Raw genomic sequence first — 22633 nt, 5'->3', positions numbered from 1 at the left:
CCCGGTGTACGGGGCATCAATACGGCACGTGCCGCTGGCAGTGACCGGGAACGGATGGTCAATTTCCGTTTCCGCTCGCTCCTTTGGCGGGCGATCAGTAGCCTCTGCTCGAACACCGGATCGCCTAAGCCTTGGAGAGATAGATGGAGCGTCCCGCCTGGGCCCCACGGAGCATCGACATCTCGGTGCCCAGTGTCTCGCGGATCTACGACTACTACCTGGGCGGTTCGCACAACTTCGAGGTCGACCGGGAAGCAGCCCGCAAGGCCATGGAGTTCATGCCGGGGCTCCCCAAGATCATGCAGGCGAACCGGGCGTTCATGCGCCGCGCGGTGCGCTTCGCGGTCGACGAGGGCATCACGCAGTTCCTGGACATCGGTTCCGGCATCCCGACGTTCGGGAACGTCCACGAGGTGGCCCAGAAGGCCGACCCCGGCGCCCGCGTGGTGTACGTCGACCACGACCCGGTCGCCGTCGCGCACAGCCAGGCCGTCCTGGAGGGCAACGACGGCGCGGACGTCGTCGCCGCGGACCTGCGCAAGCCCCAGGACATCCTGACGAGTTCGCAGGTCGAGCGCCTCATCGATCTGAAGCGGCCGGTGGCGTTGCTGCTCGTTGCCATACTGCACTTCGTGGAGGACGAGGACGACCCGTGCAGGGCGGTGGCCGAGCTGCGTGACGCACTCGCCCCCGGCAGCATGCTGGTGCTCACACATGCCTCGTACGAGGGAATCCCGCTGCCCGAGGGGCGGGCCAAGGGCACGGTCGACGTATACAAGGACATTCGCAACCCGCTGATCATGCGCTCGCGCGAGGAGATCGCGCGGTTCTTCGAGGGGTACGACATGGTGGAACCGGGACTGGTGCCGATGCCGCTCTGGCGGCCGGACACCGCACCGGAGGACGAGGACCCGTATGCCTTCTCCGGGTTCGCAGGCGTGGGGCGTACGGCGTGAGCGCGGGGCCGGACGGGCCGGAGGACAGACTGCGCCGGTTCGCGACGATCTGGAGCCGGGCGGTCTTCCCGGTGACCTCGACGTCGTCGACCCGGCCGGAGTTCGAGGACCAACTGCTGCCGTTGGCCCGGCGGTTGAGCGAGGCGCTCAGGGCCAGGGCCTTCGCGGCGGACGAGGGCAAGGCCGTCGGTGCCGCGCTCGTCGCCGCGCACTGCACCGACCCCGAGGCGCTCAGCCGCTCGTTGGACTGTGTGGACGCCTACCTGGTGCTCTACTGCGGTGGCGACGGCGACCAGGAGGACCTGCGGGCCCGATCGGCGCGGCTCCAGCACGCCATGGCCGCCGGGTACGCCCAGGCGCTGCGTGAGCGGACACTGGCCGAGCAGGAGGCGATCTCCGCGGCGGCGCTGAAGGCGCAGGGCGTGGTGGCGCAGGCGCTGCACGCCACCGAGGCCCGCTTCCGCGCGGTCTTCGAGGGCGCGGCCATAGGAATCGGCATCTCCGACCTCGCCGGCAACATACTGCAGGTCAACGGGGCGCTGCTGCGTATGTTCGGGGTCTCCGAACAGGCGATCCGCAGCCGCAACGTCAAGGAGTGGACCCACCCCGAGGACGCGCCGCAGACCTGGAAGCTCTACGACGAGCTCGTGCGCGGCGAGCGCGAGCACTACCACGTCGAGAAGGCCTTCTACCGTCCTGACGGGACGGTCCTGTGGACCAACCTCACGGTCTCCCTTCTGCGTGACGCCGACGGCGAACCGCAGTACCAGCTGGCCCTGATGGAGGACACCACCGAGCGGCGCCTGCTCAATCTGCGACTGCGCTACGAGGCCACGCACGACGCCCTCACGGGCCTGCCCAACCGCACGTTCTTCTTCGAACGCCTGGAGAAGGCACTGGGTGCCGGCGAAGGACAGCGGTTCGGCCTGTGCTACCTCGACCTGGACGGCTTCAAGACCGTCAACGACAGCCTCGGTCACGCGGCCGGCGACCGGCTGCTCGTCGAGGTCGCCGACCGGCTGCAGTCCTGCGCCACCGCGCCCGGCGAGATGGTCGCGCGGCTCGGCGGCGACGAGTTCGTGGCCCTGACCACCGGACCCGACACCGAGCGCGAGGTGGACGAGCTCGCCACCCGCATCATGAACGCGTTGGTCGCGCCGATCAGCGTGGACGGCCGGGAGCTGACCGTGCGCGGCAGCATCGGCATCGTCGAGGGGCCGGCCGGGGAGCGCAGCCCGGCGGAGGTGCTGCGCAGCGCCGACATCACGATGTACCGGGCCAAGTCGGCCGGCGGCAACCGCTTCGAGCTGGCCGACCCCGAGGCCGACGCCCGCGCCATCACCCGGCACGGGCTGACCACGGCGCTGCCGACGGCCCTGGAGCGCGGCGAGTTCTTCATCGAGTACCAGCCGCTGGTCCACCTCGGCGACGGCAGCGTGCGCGGCGCGGAGGCCCTGGTGCGCTGGCTGCATCCGCAGCACGGCATCCTCGGGCCGGACCGGTTCATCCCGCTCGCCGAGCACACGGGACTCATCGTCCCGCTCGGCCGCTGGGTGCTGGAGCAGTCGGTGCGTCAGGCGCGCGAGTGGCGAGAACGCCACCACGCCGCGGGCCCGCTGCGGATCAACGTCAACCTCTCGCCGTGCCAGCTCACCCACCCCGGCCTCGTGCAGGACACGGTGGACATCCTGGAGCGCGCGGGTGTCGCGCCGGACGCCCTGTGCCTGGAAGTCACGGAGTCGGCCCTGATCGGCGCCGACGACGACCTGCTGAAGCCGCTGCGCCGGCTGGCCGAGATGGGCGTCGACATCGCCCTGGACGACTTCGGCACCGGCTACTCCAACCTCGCCAACCTGCGCCGGCTGCCGGTGAGCGTCCTCAAACTGGACCGCTCCTTCACCCAGAGCATGCAGCGGTTCCCGGCGGACCCCGTCGACCTGAAGATCGTCGAGGGGATCGTCTCCCTCGCCCACAGCCTGAACCTCGCGGTGACGGTGGAGGGCGTGGAGACCGGCGCCCAGGCCGATCAGCTGCGGATACTGGGCTGCGACACCGCCCAGGGCTGGTACTACGCCCGCCCGGGCCCGCCGGAGCGGCTGCACGAGCTGGCGCTGGTGGACGCGGCGGGGTGACCCCGCGGCCGTACGGGGAAGTCGCCTGTCTCCAGGGCCCGTACGGCCGCCCCGGTGCACCTGCCCGCTCGCCCGGCGGGCAGGTGCGGGAGCGCCCGCAGACCCGCCCACGGTGCCCGCCCGGCTCACGTGCTCCGGCACCGCGCCGCGTGGCCCGAGCGCCCACCCGGTTCCGCGGCGAGGGCGCTGCGGGGTGCTGCCCCTGACGGCACCGGAGCACGTGACCCGACCGGACGCTCGCAGCGCGCAGACCTCTTAGGGTGGGGCACATGGCTGACCGGCCGATCGACCTGGATCTGCGCAGACTGCGCTACTTCGTCGCCGTGGCCGAGCGCCGGCATTTCGGCCGGGCGGCCGTAGCCCTGCACGTCACCCAGCCCGCACTCTCCCGACAGGTACGGCAGCTGGAGCACGATCTGCGGGTCGAGCTGTTCACGCGCAGCACGCGCGAGGTCACGCTCACTCCTGCCGGCGAGCAGTTCCTGCACGACGCCAGGCAGCTGCTGGCCGCGGCGGAGGCCGCCCAGGAACGGGCCCGCCGGATCAGCGCAGGACACGACGCACTGGTGGTCGGGTTCATGCTCGGCACGGATGTCGGCCCGGCGCTCAACGCGTTCTCCGCACGCCATCCCGACGTCCCCATCGAGCTGGTACGTCTGCGCTGGTGGAGCCAGGCACGCGTCCTCCTGGACGGCGGCGTCGACGTCGGGTTCGTGCGGCCGCCCCTGGAAGCCGAGGGGCTCGAACTGCTGCCCCTGTACTCCGAGCACCTCACCGCCGTGCTGCCGATCGATCACCCGCGGGCCCACGACGCAAAGGTCTGCCTGGCCGCACTGGCCGACGACCCGGTCCTGGAGTACGCCGACGCGACGCAGGCCTGGACGGCCGTGTGGAACGCCGACCCGCGTCCCGACGGCACCCGCCCACGCCGCGGTCCCGCCTTCCACGACATGGAGGAGCTCCTCGGGTACGTCGGGGGCGGGCGCGGCGTCGCCTTCGTGCCGCACTCCGCCGCGACCGCGTTCCCCCGGTCCGACATCGCGTACGTCCCGGTCGCCGACGTGGCGCCGGGACACGTCGCCCTGGCCTGGAACGCCTCGCGCCCAGCGCAGCGCGTCGTGAGCTTCGTCGAGACGGTTCGCGCCGCCACACGGACGAGCGGGACGCCGTAGACCTGCGGCCATGCCGGGGCGGCATCAATCGCGCGGGAACAGGCATTGGACGGGGCGACCAGGGGTGCGAAGACTCGGAGGTGTTCGGACATCCCGCCGTACGACATCCCGCCGTACGACATCCCGCAGTTCGACATCCCGCAGTACGTCCCCGATCACCCTTCCCGACCCCATGGAGCCCGCGATGCGTGCCGCCGTCGCCACCGGAGCCGACCTTCCGCTGGCCCTCGACCACCACGACGTCCCCCGGCCCGCCGCAGGCGAGGTCCTGGTCAAGGTCATCGCCTGCGGAGTCTGCTACTCCGACCTGAACCTGCTGCGGGGCCACTACCCGTTCGCCCGGTTCCCCGTCATCCCCGGCCACGAGATCACCGGTGTGGTGACCGCGGTCGGCGACGGCGTGACCTGGCCCGAGGTCGGCACCGCGGTGGGCGCCCAGTTCCTGTACGACTCCTGCGGGCATTGCGACCACTGTGTGCGCGGGGACCGGATCCTGTGCCCGCGCAAGCGGATCACCGGCGTCGTGGCCGACGGTGGGTACGCCGAGTACGCCCTGCTCAAGGCCGACTTCGTCACCCCGCTGCCGGAGGGCCTCGACCCGGTGGCCGCGGCGCCCCTGATGTGCGCGGGCCTCACCGCCTTCAACGGTCTGCGCCAGGGCGGTGCCGGGGCCGCCTCCCGGGTCGCCGTCGTCGGGCTGGGCGGCGTGGGTGCCCTGGCCGTGCGCTACGCCGTCGCCATGGGCGCCCGGGTGGCCGTGGTGGCCCGTTCCCGGCGAGGCGAGGACCAGGCCAAGGCTCTCGGCGCCGAACTCTTCGTCGCCACCGACGAGTCGGATCCGGCCGACGCCCTCAGGGTGTGGGACGGCGGCGCGAACCTGGTCCTCAACGCCGCCCCGTCCACCGCGGCGGCCGCCGCCACCCTCGGCGGCATCGCCCCCGACGGAACCCTCCTGCTGCTCGGCTACGGCACCGAGCCGCTCACGCTGCCCACCCAGCCCATGATCCTCAACCGGCTGCACGTCGCCGCCTCGCCCTCCGGCTCCCCGCACGACCTGCGCGACACCCTGGCCTTCTCGGCGGCCCACGACATCCTGCCGGAGGTCACGCCGATCACCCTGGACCAGGCCCCCGGCGTCCTCGACGCGATGGCCCACGGCTCCGCCCGCGGCCGCAGCGTGATCACCTTCGCCTGATCGAACCCGGTCCGCGTCCCTTCCCCCGCTCCCGGCAAGGAGACCTCCGGCACCCACCACTTCGCCCACGCCATGCACCCCGCCGACACCGCGACCGCCGAGGCCCACGACGCCCACTACGCGGGGCTGACGGACGACGTCGGCGAGGCCCTGGCCGCCCTGGCACCGGCCGACGCCGACGTGCGTGAGGTGGCCGACGCCATCGTCCGCGTCGTCGACGCACCGAAGGGCCGGCGCCCCCCGCGCACCACCATCGACCCGGTCGACGACGGCGGAGCAGGTCAGCGACCTCGCCGACTGCGTGCGTGCCGACTTCTACCGGCGGATCGGCGTGACGGACCTGCTGACGGCCCGCACCGCGAGCTGACCCTCACCGTTCCAGCAGCATCCGCTGCAGCTCCCGGGCGGCCCGCGGCGGCGCCACGTCGCTGCGGTGGGCCAGCGCGATCGTCCGGTGCAGCCCGGGCCGGGCCAGCGGGGTCACCCGCAGCCCGCGGCCCGAGCGCGCCGCCACCATGCGGGGGACGACGGCCACGCCCAGCCCCGCCCGCACGAACCCCAGTACCGCGTCCATCTCCCCGCCCTCCACCGCGAGGTCCGGCTCGAAGCCCTCGGCGCGGCAGGCGGCCACGGTCAGCTCGCGCAGGTCGTAGCCGTGCCGGAACATCACCAGGCGCTCGCCCTCCAGGTCGGCGACGCGCACCGTGCGCCGGTCGCCGCCCGGGCGGGGCGCCTCGGGGGAGGAGACGACGACCAGGTCCTCGCGCAGCAGCTCCACCGTGGTCAGCGCGGGGGAGGGGCTGGGCAGCGGCAGGACGACCAGGGCGAGGTCGAGGGCGCCGCGCGCCAGCTCGCGTACCAGATCGTGCGAGCCGCCCTCCTCGATCAGCAGCCGGATGCCCGGGTAGCGGTCGTGGAAGGCGCGCAGCACGTCCGGGAGCAGGCCCGTGCACAGGCTCGGGGTCGCACCGAGGCGGACCCGGCCGCGGCGCAGCTGCACCAGCTCCTGGACCTCGTGCCGGGCCGTGTCGGCGTCGGCCAGGATGCGCCGGGCCAGCGGCAGCAGGGCCTCACCGGCGTCCGTCAGCGTGATGTTGCCCCGTGCCCGCAGGAACAGGTCCGCGCCCAACTCCCGCTCCAGCGCCTTGATCTGCTGCGACAGCGACGGCTGGGCGACATGCACCAGGTCGGCGGCCCGGGTGAAGTGCCGGGTCTCGGCGACCGCCACGAAGTACTGGAGCTGCTGGAACTGCACCCTCCCATCATAGAGGCCGCCTATCGAAACGAGCCGGACCATGTCTTGGACCGATGGGGCCGTTCGGCCCTAGCGTCGTGGCCATGGCTCTGGCAACGCGGACGGACCGACGGCCGTCCATGGCACGCACGGTGTGGGACTCCACCGTCGGCAAGAAGACCGTGATGGCGGTCAGCGGGCTGATCATGCTGCTGTACCTGGTCGTCCATATGATCGGCAACCTGAAGATCTTCTTCGGCGCGGGCGAGTTCAACCACTACGCGCACTGGCTGCGCACCGTCGGTGAGCCGTTCATGCACTACGAGTGGACGCTCTGGCTCGTGCGGATCGTGCTCGTCATCGCCGTCGTCGCCCACGCCACCTCGGCGTACCAGCTCAGCCGCCGCGACATCAGGGCGCGCCCCAGCAAGTACGTGCACAAGAAGCCGCGGGCCAGTTACGCCACCCGCACCATGCGCTGGGGCGGCGTCATCCTCGGCCTCTTCATCGTCTGGCACATCCTCGACCTGACGACCGGCACCGCGCACCCCGGCGGCTTCCAGCAGGGCCACCCCTACCAGAACGTCGTGGACACCTTCTCCACCTGGTACGGCAACGTCGTCTACATCGTGGCGATGCTCGCCCTCGGCCTGCACATCCGGCACGGCTTCTGGAGCGCCGCCCAGACCCTCGGCGTCGGCAGCCGCGCCCGCGACCGCGCCCTGAAGGCCACGGCCGACATCCTCGCGCTGCTGCTCACGGCCGGCTTCATCGCCGTACCCGTGGGCGTCATGACAGGAGTGGTGAGCTGACATGACCGCATACACGAACTACGTGACCGGCGACCCCCTCGTCGACACCAAGGCACCCTCCGGCCCGGTCCACGAACGGTGGGACAAGCGCCGCTTCGAGGCCAAGCTGGTCAACCCCGCCAACCGCCGCAAGCACACCGTGATCGTCGTCGGCACCGGCCTCGCGGGCGGCTCCGCGGGCGCCACGCTCGCCGAACAGGGCTACCACGTCGTCCAGTTCTGCTACCAGGACTCCCCGCGCCGCGCCCACTCGATCGCCGCGCAGGGCGGCATCAACGCGGCGAAGAACTACCGCAACGACGGCGACTCGATCCACCGGCTGTTCTACGACACCGTCAAGGGCGGCGACTTCCGGGCCCGCGAGTCCAACGTGCACCGACTCGCGCAGATCTCGGTGGAGATCATCGACCAGTGCGTCGCGCAGGGCGTGCCGTTCGCGCGGGAGTACGGCGGTCTGCTCGACACCCGCTCCTTCGGCGGCGTGCAGGTCTCCCGCACGTTCTACGCCCGCGGCCAGACGGGTCAGCAGCTGCTGCTCGGCGCCTACCAGGCGCTCAGCAGGCAGATCGCCGCGGGGAACATCGAGATGCACCCGCGCACCGAGATGCTCGACCTGATCGTCGTCGACGGACGGGCGCGCGGCATCGTGGCCCGGGACCTGATCACCGGGAAGATCGACACCTACTTCGCGGACGCCGTCGTCCTCGCCTCCGGCGGCTACGGCAACGTCTTCTACCTGTCGACGAACGCCATGAACTCCAACGCCACCGCCGTCTGGCGGGCGCACCGGCGCGGCGCGTACTTCGCCAACCCCTGCTTCACCCAGATCCACCCCACCTGCATCCCGCGCACCGGCGACCACCAGTCGAAGCTGACGCTGATGAGCGAGTCGCTGCGCAACGACGGCCGGATCTGGGTGCCGAAGGCCAAGGGCGACACCCGCCCGGCGAACCAGATCCCCGAGGACGAGCGCGACTACTACCTGGAGCGCATCTACCCGTCCTTCGGCAACCTGGTCCCGCGCGACATCGCCTCCCGCGCCGCGAAGAACGTGTGCGACGAGGGCAGGGGAGTGGGCCCCGGCGGCCAGGGCGTGTACTTGGACTTCGCGGACGCGATCGAGCGGATGGGCCGGGCGGCCGTCGAGGCCAAGTACGGCAACCTCTTCGACATGTACCAGCGGATCACCGACGAGGATCCGTACGAGGTGCCGATGCGGATCTACCCGGCCGTGCACTACACGATGGGCGGTCTGTGGGTCGACTACGACCTGCAGACCACCGTCCCCGGACTGTTCGCCGTCGGCGAGGCCAACTTCTCCGACCACGGCGCCAACCGGCTCGGCGCGAGCGCGCTGATGCAGGGCCTGGCCGACGGCTACTTCGTCCTGCCGGCCACGATCAACGACTACCTCGCCCGCAACCCGCACCACGAGAAGGTCACCGACGAACACCCCGCCGTCCAGGAGGCGCTGGCCGAGACCCAGGACCGGCTCAACCTGCTGCTGGCGGTCGACGGCGACCGTACGCCGGACTCCTTCCACCGCGAACTCGGCGAGCTGATGTGGGAGTTCTGCGGCATGGCCCGCACGGACTCCGGTCTGCGCAAGGCGCTGGAGCGCATCCCGCAGATCCGCGAGGAGTTCTGGCGGCGCATCAAGGTCCCCGGCACCGGTGAGGAGTTCAACCAGTCGCTGGAGAAGGCCAACCGGGTCGTCGACTACCTGGAACTCGCCGAGCTCATGTGCCTCGACGCGCTGCACCGCGCCGAGTCCTGCGGCGGCCACTTCCGTGAGGAGTCGCAGACACCCGACGGCGAAGCGGCCCGCAGGGACGACGAGTTCGCCTACGCGGCGGCCTGGGAGTTCACCGACACGGGCACCGCACCCGTCCTGCACAAGGAAGACCTGGTCTTCGAGTACGTCCACCCCACCCAGCGGAGCTACGCATGAAGCTCACCCTGCGCGTCTGGCGGCAGCGCAACGCCGACGCCGAAGGCCACATGTCCACGTACGAGGTGGACGGCATCTCCTCCGACATGTCCTTCCTGGAGATGCTCGACACCCTCAACGAGGAGCTCATCCTCAAGGGCGAGGACCCGGTCGCCTTCGACCACGACTGCCGCGAGGGCATCTGCGGTGCCTGCTCGCTCGTCATCAACGGCGACGCGCACGGGCCCGAGCGGACGACGACCTGCCAGCTGCACATGCGGTCCTTCAAGGACGGCGACACGATCGACATCGAGCCGTGGCGAGCCTCAGCGTTCCCGGTGATCAAGGACCTGGTGGTGGACCGGTCGGCGTTCGACCGGATCATCCAGGCCGGCGGCTACATCACCGCGCCGACCGGATCCGCGCCGGAGGCCCACGCCACCCCCGTGCCGAAACCGGACGCCGACCACGCCTTCGAGCACGCCGAGTGCATCGGCTGCGGCGCGTGCGTGGCGGCCTGCCCCAACGGGGCGGCGATGCTGTTCACCTCCGCCAAGATCAACCATCTGAACGTGCTGCCCCAGGGAGCGCCCGAACGCGAGACCCGGGTCCTCGACATGGTGGCCCAGATGGACGAGGAGGGCTTCGGCGGGTGCACGCTCACCGGTGAATGCGCGACGGCCTGCCCCAAGGGCATCCCGCTCATGTCCATCACCGGCATGAACAAGGAGTGGCTGCGGGCCACGCGGAAGGTGAAGCGGTAGACGCCAGCGCACCACGGACGTTCGCCGGCAGGTGCGGACGGGCGGGGCCGGGAGTGGTGCTCCCCGGCCCCGTCTCGCCTTCGCGCGCCCCACAGATGAACGGCACCGGAGGAGCCGGCTGACCGCTCGGGCACCGGAAGGTGGACCGCCGGTACCGGTCCGTGCCGTTCAACATCCGCACATCACCTCTCCTGGCCCAGGTCACGCACACGCCAACCGGCATCGGAAGAACAGGGGCGGCACACCGGACCGCTCCCGCTGTGCTCCGCTCGCCGTCCCCGGCCCGTGACCTGGAGTAGCCATGACCGGCGTACTGACCGTCGACCGTCCCCCGCAGCCCACGGCACCCACCCGCTACACCGTCGCTCTCGCCCGCGACGAGGAGGACGTGCGCGCCGCCCAGCGGCTGCGGCACGACGTCTTCGCCGGCGAGATGGGGGCCCTGCTGTCCACCCCGCAGCCCGGCCACGACATCGACGCCTTCGACGCGTACTGCGACCACCTCCTCGTCCGCGAGGAGGTCTCCGGGCAGGTCGTCGGCACCTACCGGCTGCTCCCGCCCGAGCGTGCGGCGGTAGCGGGCCGGCTGTACTCGGAGGGCGAGTTCGACCTCACCCGCGTCGAGGCCCTGCGCCCGGACCTGGTCGAGGTCGGCCGCTCCTGCGTCCACCCCGACCACCGCGACGGCGCGGTCATCGGCCTCATCTGGGCCGGCATCGCCCGCTACATGATCGACCGCGGCCACGAGTGGCTGGCCGGCTGCTGCTCGGTCCCGCTCGCCGACGGCGGCACCCTCGCCGCCGCCACCTGGGAACGGGTACGGGCCAGGCACCTGGCCCCCGAGGAGTACCGCGTACGACCGCTGCGCCCCTGGCGGCCCACCGGCCCCGCCCCGGCCGCCCGCCACGAACTGCCCGCCCTCCTGCGCGGCTACCTCCGCCTCGGCGCCTGGGTCGGCGGCGAGCCCGCGCACGACCCGGAGTTCGGGGTCGCCGACCTGTACGTGCTGCTGTCGATGCGCCGGGTCGACCCGCGCTATCTGCGGCACTTCCTCTCCCTCGTCCCCGCATGACGGACATGGCGGCGACCCTGTCCGAGTCCGAGGCGGCCGGTGCCGGCACCCTCTGGCGGCCCACCGCCCCCTGCACCCCGCGGGAGTGCGTGACGGCGACGGGACGAGCCGCGGCCCTGCCCCTGGCCGTCCTGCGGGTCGCGGCCATCGTGTCGCTGCTCACCGCCGCAATCGCGGTCAGCCATCTCTGCCGGGGGCCCGCGCACCGGCGGCGGGGCAGGGTCCCCGCGGCGCTGGTCCGACGCTGGTGCCGCTGGGTCGTGCGCGCCGCCGGGGTCCGGGTGCGCATCGACGGCGGCGCCGCCTCCGACGGCGGGCTGCTGCTCGTCGCCAACCACATCTCCTGGCTGGACATCCCGCTGCTCGCCGCCGTACGCCCCGCCCGGATGCTCGCCAAGTCGGAGATCCGCCGATGGCCGGTGGCGGGGTGGCTGACCGCCCGCAGCGGCGCCCTGTTCATCGACCGGGACCATATCCGCGCCCTGCCCGACACGGTGGCCCGGATCGCCGGGGCCCTGCGGGCGGGCGACGCGGTCGCCGTGTTCCCCGAGGGCAGCACCTGGTGCGGGCGTGCCCAGGGCCCGTTCCGCCGGGCCGCTTTCCAGGCCGCGCTCGACGCCGGTGTTCCCGTGCAGCCGGTGCGTCTGCGCTACCGGGTCGCCGGGGGCCCGCCCAGCACGGCCCCCGCCTTCGTCGGCGAGGACTCGCTGCTGGCGTCGGTGTGGCGGGTGGTGACGACACGGGGGCTGGTGGCCGAGGTGGAGGTGCGGGCGGCGATCCCGGCGGGCAGCCGCCCCGATCGCCGCGCCCTGGCCCGGGCGGCCGAGGCGTCCGTCCTGCCGCGGGTGCGGCGGCTCCAGGTCCGCGGCCCGCGGCACCCCGGGCCCGTTCCGGCGGACCGGTGCGGTCACGCGGCCGAACGGCCCTGGGCGTGCTGTTCGGGGACGTCGGAGACGGGCGACACGCCTGGAGCGGTCCTGGAACGGGGCGAGGGCCTTCGTCCGGCGCGCCGAGGGCACGCACCGGACACCGCAGGCACCGAAGGCACCGCACGGGACGTTCGCACCACCCCCTGACCGGCCCCGCCCCGCGAGGCCGTCACGGCATGACCCGGGCGAGATACGGAGCCGTGGCGCTGTCCCTCGCCCGCGCCACCTGAGCGGGCGGACCGGCGGCCACGATCCGTCCGCCCGCGTCCCCGCCGCCCGGACCGAGGTCGATCACCCAGTCTGCGCCCGCGACGACCGACATGTCGTGCTCGACCACGACGACGGTGTGCCCGGCGTCGACGAGGCCGTGCAACTGGCGCATCAGCACCTCGACATCGGCGGGGTGGAGTCCGGTCGTCGGCTCGTCGAGGAGGTAGAGGGTGTGGCCGCGCCGGGCCCGCTGCAACTCGCTCGCCAGCTTGATGCGCTGGGCCTCGCCGCCCGACAGTTCGGTGGCCGGCTGGCCCAGCCGGAGGTAGCCGAGGCCCACGTCGAGCAGTGCGGCCAGGCTGCGGGAGGCGGCCGGGGTGTCCGAGAAGAAGGCCGCGGCCTCCTCGACGGTGAGGTCCAGCACCTGCGCGACGGTCCGCCCCCGGTAGGTCACCTGGAGCGTCTCGGGGTTGTAGCGGGCCCCGCCGCAGTCGGGGCACGGCGCGTAGGTGCTCGGCAGGAACAGCAGCTCGACACTGACGAACCCCTCGCCCTGGCAGGTCTCGCAGCGCCCTCCCGCGACATTGAAGGAGAAGCGCCCGACACCGTAACCGCGCTCCCGCGCGTCGTCGGTGGCCGCGAACACCTTGCGTACGACGTCGAAGAGGCCGGTGTAGGTGGCGAGGTTGGAGCGCGGGGTACGGCCGATCGGCCTTTGGTCGACCGAGACCAGCCGGCCCACGCCCGCCGACTCCTCGGTGATCTCGCCGATGAGCGTCGACTTGCCCGAACCGGACACCCCGGTCACGGCAGTGAACACCCCGAGCGGGAACTCGGCGCTCACCCCGCGCAGGTTGTGCCGGGTGACCGGGCCGACCGTCACCTGGCCGCGCGCGGCGCGCACCCGGCGTACGGCGGCGGGGGAGCGGTCGAACAGGAAGCGTGCCGTCGCCGACTCCGTGACGGCGGCCAGCTCCGCCACCGGACCGCTGTGCAGCACCTGCCCGCCGTGCTCACCCGCGTGCGGGCCGACGTCGACCAGCCAGTCGGCGCCGCGCACCACGTCGAGATGGTGTTCCACCACGAACACCGTGTTCCCGGCCGCCTTCAGCCGCTCCAGCACGCCCAGCAACGCCTCCGTGTCCGCCGGGTGCAGTCCCGCGGACGGCTCGTCGAGGACGTACACGACACCGAACAGACCGGACCTCAGCTGGGTCGCCAGCCGCAGCCGCTGGAGTTCGCCCGCCGAGAGCGTGGGGGTGGCGCGATCGAGGCTGAGGTAGCCGAGGCCGAGCTCCACGACGGGCGCGATACGGGAGATGAGGTCCTCGGTGAGGACACGAGCGGTCTGCGAGCCGCCGCCCTCAAGAACGCCCGTCAGCTCCTTCAGCGGCAGCGCCGCCAGCTCGGCGATCGTACGGCCGGCGAAGGTCACCGCCAGCGCCTCGGGCCGCAGCCTGCTGCCGTCGCACGCCGGGCAGGGCGCCGAGGTGAGGAACCGCTCAGCCCTGGCCCGCAGCGTCGGGCTCCTGGAGTCGGAGAACGTCTTCATGACATAGCGCCGGGCACTCATGTACGTGCCCTGGTACGGCCGTTGGATGCGGTCGGCGTCCCGCACCGGATGGACGGTCACCACCGGCTGCTCGTCGGTGAACAGGATCCACTGCCGCTGCTCGGCCGGCAGCTCGCGCCAGGGCAGGTCGACGTCGTGGCCGAGCGTGTCGAGGATGTCGCGCAGGTTCTTGCCCTGCCAGGCCCCGGGCCACGCGGCGATCGCGCCCTCCCGGATCGACAGCGACGGATCCGGGACCAGCAACTCCTCGGTCGTACGGTGCACTTGACCCAGCCCGTGGCACCGGGGGCACGCCCCGGCCGCCGTGTTGGGTGAGAAGGCGTCCGAGTCGAGCCGCTCGGCGCCGGGCGGGTAGGTGCCGGCCCGGGAGAACAGCATCCGCAGGGAGTTGGAGAGGTTGGTGACCGTGCCGACCGAGGAGCGGGAGGTGGGCGCCGAGCGGCGCTGCTGCAGGGACACGGCGGGCGGCAGCCCGGTGATCTCACCGACCCTCGGCGCTCCCACCTGGTGGATCAGCCTGCGGGCGTACGGGGCGACCGACTCGAAGTAGCGGCGCTGGGCCTCGGCGTAGATCGTGCCGAAGGCGAGCGACGACTTCCCGGACCCGGAGACCCCGGTGAACACGGCCAGGACGTCCCGCGGGATGTCGACGTCCACGCCCTTGAGGTTGTGCTCGCGGGCGCCGCGGACGCGGACGAACGGGTCGTGCGGGGAATGCATGGGGTGGATGCTCCGGGACGGTCGGGTGAGGGGTGTGGGCAAACCCCGCGATCCTATGCGAACCAGGCGTACGCCCGTGCGAGCCACCTGATGTTCACGACGCCGTCGGCTCACCCACACCGACCGCCCGTAGCGTCACGCCAGTCTCTCTTCCTACCGAGGAGCATCGTGAGCGTTTCAGCTCTGAGCACTCTCACCGCCGCGCTGCTGATGGTCACGGGTGCCGCCGCCCCGCAGCCGGTCTCCGTCTCCGCACGCGTGGAGACGCCCGCCGTGTACGACGACGAGGCGGGCGGCAACGCCGACGCCGACGACCCGGCCGTCTGGGTCGACCCACGGGACCCCGGGCGCAGCCTAGTGATCGGCACCCTGAAGGAGGCCGGCCTCGACGTCCACGGCCTCGACGGCAGGAGGCTGCAGCACATCGCCGCGCCCCCCGCGCCGGGTGAGGACGCCGCACCGGGCCGCTTCAACAACGTCGACGTCGTCTACGGTTTCGAACTGGGCGGCAGGAAGACCGACGTGGCCCTGGTCAGCGACCGCGGCCGGGACCGGGTGAGGGCCTACGCCATCGATCCGGCCGCCGTCGCGGCGGGCAGGCCCCCGCTGCGGGACGTGACCGCACCCGACGTCCCGCCGGTCTTCTCCGCCGACGAGGCCGAGGTCGACGACCAGCGCACCGCCTACGGACTGGCCGCCTTCAGCGCCGACGACCACGCGTACGCCGTGGTCAGCCGCCGCTCGGAGACCCGTCTGCGGCTGCTTCGGCTGGAGGACCGGGGCGGGCGCGTCGGCTACCGGAGCGAGGACACCCTCGACCTGCCCGCCTCCTTCACGCTGCCGAACGGGGCGAACTGGACGCCGTGCGCCGACCCCGGCGACCGCCCGCAGGTCGAGGGGATGGTCGTGGACCAGGAGGAACACGTCCTGTACGCGGCGCAGGAGGACGTCGGGCTGTGGCGCGTCGACCTCGACGACGAGGAGTTCGACCGGCCGGAGCTGATCGACCGGGTGCGCGAGTACGGCACTCCGTGGACGTACGACGCGCAGGAAGAGGAGTGCGTCCTGGACACCGCCCACGACCCGGGATTCGGCGGTGAGCACCTGAGCGCCGACGCCGAGGGCACGACGATCTACCACGCCGCCGACGGCAAGGGCTATCTCCTCGCCTCCAGCCAGGGCGACAACAGCTTCGCCGTCTACGAGCGCGAGGGCGGTAACGCCTATCTCGGCTCCTTCGCCGTCACCGACGGCCCCGCCACCGACGGTGTGCAGCACTCCGACGGAGCGAACGTGATCAATGTGCCGCTGGGCCGGTCCTTCCCCAAGGGGCTGCTCGTCGCCCACGACGGCGAGGCGACGCCGGCGGACGGCGACCGTGAGGGCACCGGCTTCAAGTTCATCCGCTGGGAGACGGTGGCGACCGCGTTCCCGAAGCCGCTGACCGTGGACACCGGTTCGTTCGACCCGCGCGACACCGACTGACCGCCGGCCGGCGGCTCGCCCGGGTCAGGAGGTGATGATCCGGGCGAGACGCCGGTAGGAATCCGCCGGCGCCGCACGTCACAAGGCATTCCGTTCCGAGAGGGGACACGAGCACGGTCATGGCCGGTCCTCGTCGACGCCGTGGCGGGCGGTGTGCTGTCTCGGTGAGGCCGAGGTGCCGCTCGGTGCGCCGGCCATCGAGGCGTCCGGCGCGGCACCGGTGTCCTGACCGCGGGTGGCGACGAGGGACCAGACGATGGACACCGTGATCGTCACGGTGATGAACCCGAGTGTGAGGGGGATGGGCAGCTTTCCGACGGGAGTCTCGGACAGGATGAGCTTGACGCCCGCGAAGCCCAGCAGCACCGCGAGGCCGTAGTGGAGGTAGGCGAAGCGGCGCAGTAGTCCGGACAGGCAGAAGTACAGGCTGCGCAGGCCGAGGACGGCGAAGGCGTTGGCGGTCCACACGATGAAGGTGTTCGAGGTGATGGCCAGGATCGCGGCGACGGAGTCGACGGCGAAGATCAGGTCGGTGGCTTCCACCGCGACCAGGGTCACGAAGAGCAGCGTCGCCACCCGTCGGCCGCCGACCCTGGTGAAGAACCGGTCGCCGTGGAAGCGGGCATCGGTGGGGATGATCCTCCGGACCAGGCGGACCACCGGATTGCGGTCGGGGTGGACTTCCTCGTCCTTGGAGACCGCCATCTTGTAGCCGGTCCAGATCAGGAACGCGCCGAACAGGTAGGCGGTCCAGAAGAACAGCTCCAGCAGTTCGGCACCGACGAAGATGAAGACCAGCCGTGCGGCGAGTGCGCCGAGGACGCCCCAGAAGAGGACCTTGTGCTGGTAGGCGTCGGGGACGGCGAAGAAGGAGAAGACCAGCGCGAAGACGAAGACGTTGTCGATGGACAACGCCTTTTCGATCAGATACCCGGCGTAGTAGGTGGAGGAGACCTCTCCGCCTTGCCACACGAGCAGCACCAGGCCGAAGGCCAGGCCGAAGGCGATCCAGACACCGCTCCAGAGCGCGGCTTCCTTGAAACCGATCACATGGTTGTCGCGGTGGGCGATCAGGTCGACGGCGAGCATGGCGGCGATCACGAGGGTGACCGCGGCCCACGCCCAGAGCGGGACGGTGAACGACAGTTCATTCATGGTCGATCGGCTTCCTCGAAGGCGGCAGAGGGGCGGAAAGGCGGGGCGCGGCCCCGGGCCCTGGCGGGTACGGAGGGGAGCCGGGCCCGGGCCGCCGGTTCACAGGGGCGGTCACCTCCCTCATCTCGTGTGACTCCAGGCCGTCGGTGTGGCGGTGTGGACGAACGGGCCGCACCGCTGGGTGGCAGCCTCGGTCAGGACGTGGGCGTCCAGCCCTGCCGGGCCCCGTGCGGAGGTCACCAGCACCGAGGACAGATGGCGGGCGGCTACATCGAGTACGGCGCCCGCCGCTCGCAGCCGGGTGCCGTGCGGCGCGACGCGGTGGACGACGGGGATGTGGTCCACGCCCGCCTGCCGTATCCGGGGAAGTACCCGGCCCATCACGACACGGGCAGCGTGCGCGTCCGCTTCTGCGGTGACGGACGAGTGGGCGTGTGCGGGCAGGACGGCGACGAGCAGCAGGGGGGCCCGACGCGGGACGGCCAGGCGCAGTGCGGTGTCGACGACGGCGACGTCTTGGACGGAGTCCGCCAGGAGAGCGGTCACCGGACGGGGCGTGGAAACCGGTGGCACCTGTTCGGTGGGGACGGTGGGGGCGGCGGGACGAGTGAGGGGCTGGTGAAACACAAATGCCCCCTTTTCGGGATGCGTGGGAGGTTTTGAGGGTGATTCAAGCGTCACGCACCCCTCCCACACCCGTCAAGAATTACGCGAATTTTTTTTCGCTAATCAATGTTCGGGTAGGCTTGGATACGCGAATCCAGCTTCGTATGATGGGGATTCATGAGCGTGTCCTCCTCCCGCGGCGATCAGTGGACCTTCCTGACCAACCACGCCCGCGTCCTGCTGCAGATCGCCCGTGACGCCGACACGCGCCTGCGTGACATCGCCACGGGCATCGGCATCACCGAACGTGCCGTCCAGCTGATCGTCGCCGACCTTGAGGCCGCCGGATACCTCACCCGTACCAGGGTGGGCCGCCGCAACCGGTACACCATCGACCCGACCGTCGCCCTGCGCCACCCCGCCGAGGCCGGCCATCCCGTGGGCGACCTCCTCGGGGCTTTCCTCCACCGCGAGGAAGGCCCCGAGTCGACCGGGCCGGAGTCGTCCCCCACCTGAGGCCCGGGCCGTCGTGCTTCACTCACGGCGCAGTACGACCTTGAGCGCGCCGGACTGCGTGCCGTGGGAGAACACCTCGTAGGCGTCCTCCACCCGATCGAGGCCGAACGTATGGGTGACCAGCTGTGAGACGTGCAGGCGTCCGAACCTCACCAGCTCCATCAGCCACGGTATGGAGTGCGTGTCCACCTGGCCGGTGCTGATCGTCACGTTCTTGCGCCACAGGGATTCGAGATGCAGGGTGACCGGTTTGCCGTGGGTGCCGATGTTGGCGATGTGCCCTCCCGCGCGGACGGCGCGGGTGCACAGCACGAACCCCTCCGGCTCCCCCGATGCCTCGATGACCACGTCGGCACCCGGCCCCTCGGCCAACTCGGCGATCATCGTCCCCGGTAGTTCGGCGGCATCGGCCCCCACGCGGGCGGCGGCTTCCAGGCGGGCGGAAGACAGGTCCACCACGATGATCCGGCGGGGCGAGCACAGCCGCGCGACGGCCACGCAGGCGAGACCGACGGGACCCGCGCCCACCACGACGACGGTGTCTCCCGGGCCCACCTCCCCGTTGCGCACGCCGACTTCGTAGGCGGTGGGGAGGACTTCGGCCAGCAGGACCGCGTCGTCGAGCGGGAGGGCGGAGGGCCGTCGGTGGGTGGAGTGGTCGGCGAAGGGAACCCGTACGAACTCCGCCTGGGTCCCGTTGACCAGATTCCCCAGGACCCATCCACCGCCCCCGCTGCACTGTCCGCGCAGGGTGTCACGGCACGCCGGACAGCGGCCGCAGGCCGAGACGGACGACACGATCACCTGGTCGCCGGCGCGCAGGTCGTGGACGTCGCCGCCGGTCTCCATGACTTCGCCCACGGCTTCATGACCGAGGACCGTCCCCGGCTTCACCTCGGGCAGGTCCCCGCGAAGGATGTGCAGATCGGTGCCGCAGATGGCCGTGGCCTCGATGCGCACGACGGCGTCGGCAGGGTCCTCGATCGCAGGATCCGGGACGCTGTCCCAGGAGATCCGTCCGGGACCGTGGTAGACGAGAGCACGCATGGTCATCCACTCCCTGGCCGACTCGGCCGGCTCCCTCCACCGTCGCTCTGCAAGGACGCCCGGGCAACCGGGACCATCGGACCGGTCGACTCGGCAGGATCGTCGGACTCCTGCGGCCGGGACGTGCGGCTGCGTCGCCCGGTGTTCAGGGCCGGACGGGTGGGGATACCACTGTGCCGATCAGGGAGAGCCAGTCGGTCAGACCGGCGGGGTCGGCGGCCCCGCGCAGCGGAAGCCGACATGCCCGTCCGGTCGTCATGACGCCGTCTCCGGTGAGGCGTCCAGGCCCGGTGACGACTGGTTGCATGGCGGCGGCCTCCGTCTCGTACGAAGCTGGAGATGACGGTGAACGAGTCGACGGTGGACGCTCCGGACGTGGTCGGCATGCCGGGCACGGCGGGTCCTCTCGTTCGAGGAGTGCCCCGATCCGCTCCGCGGCGCATGCGGACGGGAGGGGACCGGAGATGCGGCATCCGGCCGAGAGGAGATCGGGCGGTGACCATTCCCCTGGTGGTCGGCATCGACGGCTCCGAGGCGAGCCTGGAGGCAGTGGACTGGGCCGCCGACGAAGCCGTCCTTCATGGTGTGCCGCTCCATCTCCTGCACGCGGCGGCGCGGGACCACGAAGCGTCCGAACTGATCGATGCCGCCTCGGAACGCGTCAGGAAGGGCGCTCCCAGCGTGCAGCTGTCGAGCGAAGTGCTGCATGAGGACGCGACCGCCGCCCTGGTCGACGAGGGGCGTAACGCCTATGCGCTGGTGCTGGGATCCAGAGGGCTCGGTGGCCTGTCCGGAATGCTTCTCGGATCGGTCAGCCTCGCCGTGGCGGCGCGAGCGGACTGCCCGGTCGTCGTGGTCCGTGGCGCGGCAGAGCACCGGAACACCCGGTTCGGGAACGTCGTGATCGGTGTCGAGGAGGGAGAGGGCAGCGGTACGGCAGTGCAGTTCGCGTTCCGTGAGGCACATGCACGGCACTGCCGGCTGGTGGCGGTGCACGCCTGGAGCGCACCGTTCGGTGCCATCAGCACACCACACGTTTCGTCTCCGTACGCTCCCCGGACCCACCGGCGTCCGCCGGCGCGGGTGCTGGACGACGCCCTGCGAGAGGCGTCGGAGCAGTACCGCGCCCCGGTGAGCCGACGAGTGATCGAGGGACCGGCACGCCAGGCCCTGCTGGAGGCGGCCTCCGAGGCGGACCTGCTGGTCGTCGGCGCCCGCAGACGACAGGGGCACCTGGGCCTGCAACTGGGACTGATCAACCATGCGGTACTGCATCACGCGCCATGTCCGATCGCGGTCGTCCCCCGGATATGAGCAGACCGGCGCAGACGCACCACGGTCGGCCCCCGCAGGGCCGGAAGTCGTCCCCGCAGGGACTTTCGGCCCTGTGACCGCAGTCCGGTGCCGTCCCACGGTGGGAGTGGTGGAGGTACGGGCCGGCGATCTGCTGGAGGCCGAGTCATGAGTGCACGGAATTCGCCGCACGCGTCCGGTCCTCCGCCGCGCCGCCAGGGGGCATCAGAAGGGACGAACCCCCTCCGACGTACGTCCGACCGGTTCGAGTCCTGGTTCCGCCGCTTCCTGATGCTGGCCCTCGTCCTCGGCGTGCCGGTCGCCGCGCTCAGCGCGGGGCTGACGACGTACGAGTCGTCGATGCGCACCGTGCGCGCCCAGTCGGCGGAACGTCAGGAGGTCGCGGCCCGGCTCACGTCGACCGCCAAGGGCGTCACCACGGACGGGAAGCAACGGGCGCAGGTGCGCTGGACCGACGGGAACGGCACAGTGCGGACCGGAACAACCCTCGTCACGGCGCACATCTCGCAGGGCGCCACCGTGCGGGTGTGGATGGACCGCGACGGCGGCCTCACCAGCCCGCCGATGAGTGAGCTCAGCGCGACGACCAATGGCTGGTTCGTGGGCGGTATGGCCGCGATCGGCGTGGGCGCCGGGTTCTACGCGGCGCGCGCAGGCATGCGCCGTGTGCTGGACCGGCGACGGTACGCGCAGTGGGACACCGAGTGGGACTGGGTCGAGCCCCTGTGGTCCGCGCGCTTTCGCCGGTGACGGGCAGGAATCCCGGCCGGCAGACGAGGAGGCGATGTCGATGTCCGACGCGACGAGCACCGACCTGTACACGCTTTCGCCTCCGCTGTCCGCCGTACGCCGGGGAGGTCGAGCCGCTGACGAAACACGTCCGGACCTCATGGGTCCGTATCGAGGCGAGGAGGAAAGCGATGCCGCACACGGCGGAGTGGAAGGTTCGACTCCACCTCTTCGAGGAGGGCGACGGAACCACGAAGGCACACGTGCTGCTGGACACCGGCACCACGGCGCTCACCGGCCACGGGGCCGCGCATTGCCACCCGGCGGACGCCGATGTGCCCGAGATCGGCGACGAACTGGCGGCGGGCCGAGCCATGAAGGACCTCGCCCAACAGCTGCTGAACATCGCCGAGCGCGACATCGAGGGCATGGGCGCGCCCCGGCCCAGTACCCGTCAGGTCACCGGATGGCCCACGTGACCGACGGTCGGAGCAGCAGGTCAAGGAGGATCAGCCATGACACATCCCGTACGACACAGCAGAGGTGGGCTCTCGGCAGCGCTGCATGAGCTGGACGATCTCCGTGCCCGGATGGACCAGCTCATGCACGCCGTCTTCCCTGTGGGCGGTTACCCCGAGTTCGGCACGGCCGAGCCGTGGGCGCCGCCGGCCGACGTCGTGGACACCGAGGACGCCTACCTGGTGGAACTGGAGCTTCCCGGCGTGGGCAAGGACCAGATCACCGTGGAGGTCGCCGCGGGCGAACTCGACATCCACGGCGAGATCAAGGAGAAGGAACAAACCGGGGTGGTCCGCAGGCATACCCGCCGCATGGGGCAGTTCGACTACCGCACGACTCTGCCGCCGAACTCCGACACCGAGCACATCAGCGCGGACCTGACGAGTGGAGTCCTCAGGGTGCGGATCCCGAAAACCGAGACGGGCAAGGCCAAGCGCATCGAGATCACCGGCTGACCGGGGTGAGGAAGTCCGGGGTCGCGTACCGGGTTCGGCAGGCCGGTGCCCGTTGCCTCCGCGCGAGGCCGGCGGCCGCGCGCGGTCACGGTCCCGCGTGTCTTCCAG

Annotated in this window: 20 protein-coding genes; 15 read left to right on the top strand and 5 right to left on the bottom strand. The window is 71.5% G+C overall.

What is annotated here, in order from left to right:
- Nucleotides 1-143 precede the first annotated feature (143 nt).
- From ACFYNL_RS21560 to ACFYNL_RS21545, 4 genes are all read left to right on the top strand, one after another.
- A complete protein-coding gene (locus ACFYNL_RS21560; RefSeq protein ID WP_388805892.1) occupies nt 144-956 on the top strand; it encodes an SAM-dependent methyltransferase in 813 nt (270 codons plus the stop codon).
- Nucleotides 953-3088: a putative bifunctional diguanylate cyclase/phosphodiesterase gene (locus ACFYNL_RS21555; protein ID WP_388805889.1), complete on the top strand. Its 2136-nt coding sequence runs from the start codon at nt 953-955 to the stop codon at nt 3086-3088. Before ACFYNL_RS21560 ends, ACFYNL_RS21555 begins: the two co-directional genes overlap by 4 nt.
- A 269-nt stretch (nt 3089-3357) precedes the next feature.
- The gene (locus ACFYNL_RS21550) at nt 3358-4260 is read left to right on the top strand and encodes a LysR family transcriptional regulator (protein WP_388805886.1); all 903 of its coding nucleotides are present in this window, start codon (nt 3358-3360) and stop codon (nt 4258-4260) included.
- Between the two features lie 184 nt (nt 4261-4444).
- Nucleotides 4445-5455, top strand: coding sequence for an alcohol dehydrogenase catalytic domain-containing protein (locus ACFYNL_RS21545; RefSeq protein ID WP_388805884.1), 1011 nt, complete (start codon nt 4445-4447; stop codon nt 5453-5455).
- 370 nt (nt 5456-5825) lie between these two features.
- Here ACFYNL_RS21545 and ACFYNL_RS21540 read toward each other — a convergent pair whose 3' ends face one another.
- Nucleotides 5826-6710: a LysR family transcriptional regulator gene (locus tag ACFYNL_RS21540; protein WP_388805881.1), complete on the bottom strand. Its 885-nt coding sequence runs from the start codon at nt 6708-6710 to the stop codon at nt 5826-5828.
- Nucleotides 6711-6829: 119 nt separating this feature from the next.
- Between ACFYNL_RS21540 and ACFYNL_RS21535 the strand changes: the two genes are divergently transcribed.
- The 5 genes from ACFYNL_RS21535 (at nt 6830) to ACFYNL_RS21515 (ending at nt 12343) form a co-directional block, all read left to right on the top strand.
- A complete protein-coding gene (locus ACFYNL_RS21535) occupies nt 6830-7501 on the top strand; it encodes a succinate dehydrogenase (RefSeq protein ID WP_388806257.1) in 672 nt (223 codons plus the stop codon).
- A gap of 1 nt (nt 7502) precedes the next feature.
- Complete coding sequence (locus ACFYNL_RS21530; protein ID WP_388805878.1) at nt 7503-9452, top strand: fumarate reductase/succinate dehydrogenase flavoprotein subunit; 1950 nt, start codon at nt 7503-7505, stop codon at nt 9450-9452.
- Nucleotides 9449-10195, top strand: coding sequence for a succinate dehydrogenase/fumarate reductase iron-sulfur subunit (locus ACFYNL_RS21525; protein ID WP_388805876.1), 747 nt, complete (start codon nt 9449-9451; stop codon nt 10193-10195). The genes ACFYNL_RS21530 and ACFYNL_RS21525 overlap by 4 nt, the downstream gene beginning before the upstream one ends.
- Before the next feature lie 301 nt (nt 10196-10496).
- Nucleotides 10497-11267, top strand: a complete 771-nt coding sequence (locus tag ACFYNL_RS21520; RefSeq protein ID WP_388805873.1) for a GNAT family N-acetyltransferase — start codon at nt 10497-10499, stop codon at nt 11265-11267.
- Between the two features lie 5 nt (nt 11268-11272).
- The gene (locus ACFYNL_RS21515; protein ID WP_388806256.1) at nt 11273-12343 is read left to right on the top strand and encodes a lysophospholipid acyltransferase family protein; all 1071 of its coding nucleotides are present in this window, start codon (nt 11273-11275) and stop codon (nt 12341-12343) included.
- Between the two features lie 22 nt (nt 12344-12365).
- Here ACFYNL_RS21515 and ACFYNL_RS21510 read toward each other — a convergent pair whose 3' ends face one another.
- Nucleotides 12366-14699 carry an ATP-binding cassette domain-containing protein gene (locus tag ACFYNL_RS21510; protein WP_388805870.1) on the bottom strand — a complete coding sequence of 778 codons (2334 nt, stop codon included), beginning with the start codon at nt 14697-14699 and terminating at the stop codon, nt 12366-12368.
- Nucleotides 14700-14867: 168 nt separating this feature from the next.
- Here ACFYNL_RS21510 and ACFYNL_RS21505 point away from each other — a divergent pair, with 168 nt between their 5' ends.
- Complete coding sequence (locus ACFYNL_RS21505; RefSeq protein WP_388805867.1) at nt 14868-16184, top strand: phytase; 1317 nt, start codon at nt 14868-14870, stop codon at nt 16182-16184.
- A gap of 117 nt (nt 16185-16301) precedes the next feature.
- On the opposite strand, the gene ACFYNL_RS21500 is transcribed toward ACFYNL_RS21505, so the two are convergent.
- Nucleotides 16302-17339 carry a TerC family protein gene (locus tag ACFYNL_RS21500; RefSeq protein ID WP_388805865.1) on the bottom strand — a complete coding sequence of 346 codons (1038 nt, stop codon included), beginning with the start codon at nt 17337-17339 and terminating at the stop codon, nt 16302-16304.
- A 120-nt stretch (nt 17340-17459) separates the two neighbouring features.
- Nucleotides 17460-17885: a universal stress protein gene (locus ACFYNL_RS21495; RefSeq protein WP_388805862.1), complete on the bottom strand. Its 426-nt coding sequence runs from the start codon at nt 17883-17885 to the stop codon at nt 17460-17462.
- Nucleotides 17886-18122: 237 nt separating this feature from the next.
- On the opposite strand from ACFYNL_RS21495, the gene ACFYNL_RS21490 reads away from it, so the two are divergent.
- The gene (locus ACFYNL_RS21490; RefSeq protein ID WP_388805859.1) at nt 18123-18461 is read left to right on the top strand and encodes a helix-turn-helix transcriptional regulator; all 339 of its coding nucleotides are present in this window, start codon (nt 18123-18125) and stop codon (nt 18459-18461) included.
- Nucleotides 18462-18479: 18 nt separating this feature from the next.
- Here the strand turns inward: ACFYNL_RS21490 and ACFYNL_RS21485 are convergent, their stop codons facing one another.
- Nucleotides 18480-19508: an alcohol dehydrogenase catalytic domain-containing protein gene (locus tag ACFYNL_RS21485; RefSeq protein WP_388806254.1), complete on the bottom strand. Its 1029-nt coding sequence runs from the start codon at nt 19506-19508 to the stop codon at nt 18480-18482.
- A gap of 495 nt (nt 19509-20003) precedes the next feature.
- Between ACFYNL_RS21485 and ACFYNL_RS21480 the strand changes: the two genes are divergently transcribed.
- From ACFYNL_RS21480 to ACFYNL_RS21465, 4 genes are all read left to right on the top strand, one after another.
- Complete coding sequence (locus ACFYNL_RS21480; protein ID WP_388805856.1) at nt 20004-20822, top strand: universal stress protein; 819 nt, start codon at nt 20004-20006, stop codon at nt 20820-20822.
- Between the two features lie 147 nt (nt 20823-20969).
- Nucleotides 20970-21572 carry a hypothetical protein gene (locus ACFYNL_RS21475; protein WP_388805853.1) on the top strand — a complete coding sequence of 201 codons (603 nt, stop codon included), beginning with the start codon at nt 20970-20972 and terminating at the stop codon, nt 21570-21572.
- Between the two features lie 170 nt (nt 21573-21742).
- Nucleotides 21743-22030 (top strand): DUF1876 domain-containing protein, encoded by a 288-nt coding sequence (locus ACFYNL_RS21470; protein ID WP_388805850.1) that lies wholly within the window; start codon nt 21743-21745, stop codon nt 22028-22030.
- 36 nt (nt 22031-22066) lie between these two features.
- Nucleotides 22067-22525, top strand: a complete 459-nt coding sequence (locus tag ACFYNL_RS21465) for an Hsp20/alpha crystallin family protein (RefSeq protein WP_388805847.1) — start codon at nt 22067-22069, stop codon at nt 22523-22525.
- Nucleotides 22526-22633: the final 108 nt, after the last annotated feature.

The sequence above is a fragment of the Streptomyces sp. NPDC007808 genome, from assembly GCF_042868655.1.
In the GTDB taxonomy this organism is placed as follows: domain Bacteria; phylum Actinomycetota; class Actinomycetes; order Streptomycetales; family Streptomycetaceae; genus Streptomyces.
The sequence above is the reverse complement of the archived record's forward strand: the minus strand, read 5'-3'. Positions and strand labels throughout refer to the sequence as shown.

Excerpts from the sequence above, each read along its gene's own strand:
- ACFYNL_RS21560 (WP_388805892.1), top strand. The coding sequence starts at position 144 with ATGGAGCGTCCCGCCTGGGCCCCACGGAGCATCGACATCTCGGTGCCC.
- ACFYNL_RS21550 (WP_388805886.1), top strand. The coding sequence starts at position 3,358 with ATGGCTGACCGGCCGATCGACCTGGATCTGCGCAGACTGCGCTACTTC.
- ACFYNL_RS21545 (WP_388805884.1), top strand. The coding sequence starts at position 4,445 with ATGCGTGCCGCCGTCGCCACCGGAGCCGACCTTCCGCTGGCCCTCGAC.
- ACFYNL_RS21535 (WP_388806257.1), top strand. The coding sequence starts at position 6,830 with ATGGCACGCACGGTGTGGGACTCCACCGTCGGCAAGAAGACCGTGATG.
- ACFYNL_RS21530 (WP_388805878.1), top strand. The coding sequence starts at position 7,503 with ATGACCGCATACACGAACTACGTGACCGGCGACCCCCTCGTCGACACC.
- ACFYNL_RS21525 (WP_388805876.1), top strand. The coding sequence starts at position 9,449 with ATGAAGCTCACCCTGCGCGTCTGGCGGCAGCGCAACGCCGACGCCGAA.
- ACFYNL_RS21520 (WP_388805873.1), top strand. The coding sequence starts at position 10,497 with ATGACCGGCGTACTGACCGTCGACCGTCCCCCGCAGCCCACGGCACCC.
- ACFYNL_RS21515 (WP_388806256.1), top strand. The coding sequence starts at position 11,273 with ATGGCGGCGACCCTGTCCGAGTCCGAGGCGGCCGGTGCCGGCACCCTC.
- ACFYNL_RS21510 (WP_388805870.1), bottom strand. The coding sequence starts at position 14,699 with ATGCATTCCCCGCACGACCCGTTCGTCCGCGTCCGCGGCGCCCGCGAG.
- ACFYNL_RS21500 (WP_388805865.1), bottom strand. The coding sequence starts at position 17,339 with ATGAATGAACTGTCGTTCACCGTCCCGCTCTGGGCGTGGGCCGCGGTC.
- ACFYNL_RS21490 (WP_388805859.1), top strand. The coding sequence starts at position 18,123 with ATGAGCGTGTCCTCCTCCCGCGGCGATCAGTGGACCTTCCTGACCAAC.
- ACFYNL_RS21485 (WP_388806254.1), bottom strand. The coding sequence starts at position 19,508 with ATGCGTGCTCTCGTCTACCACGGTCCCGGACGGATCTCCTGGGACAGC.
- ACFYNL_RS21475 (WP_388805853.1), top strand. The coding sequence starts at position 20,970 with ATGAGTGCACGGAATTCGCCGCACGCGTCCGGTCCTCCGCCGCGCCGC.
- ACFYNL_RS21470 (WP_388805850.1), top strand. The coding sequence starts at position 21,743 with ATGCCGCACACGGCGGAGTGGAAGGTTCGACTCCACCTCTTCGAGGAG.
- ACFYNL_RS21465 (WP_388805847.1), top strand. The coding sequence starts at position 22,067 with ATGACACATCCCGTACGACACAGCAGAGGTGGGCTCTCGGCAGCGCTG.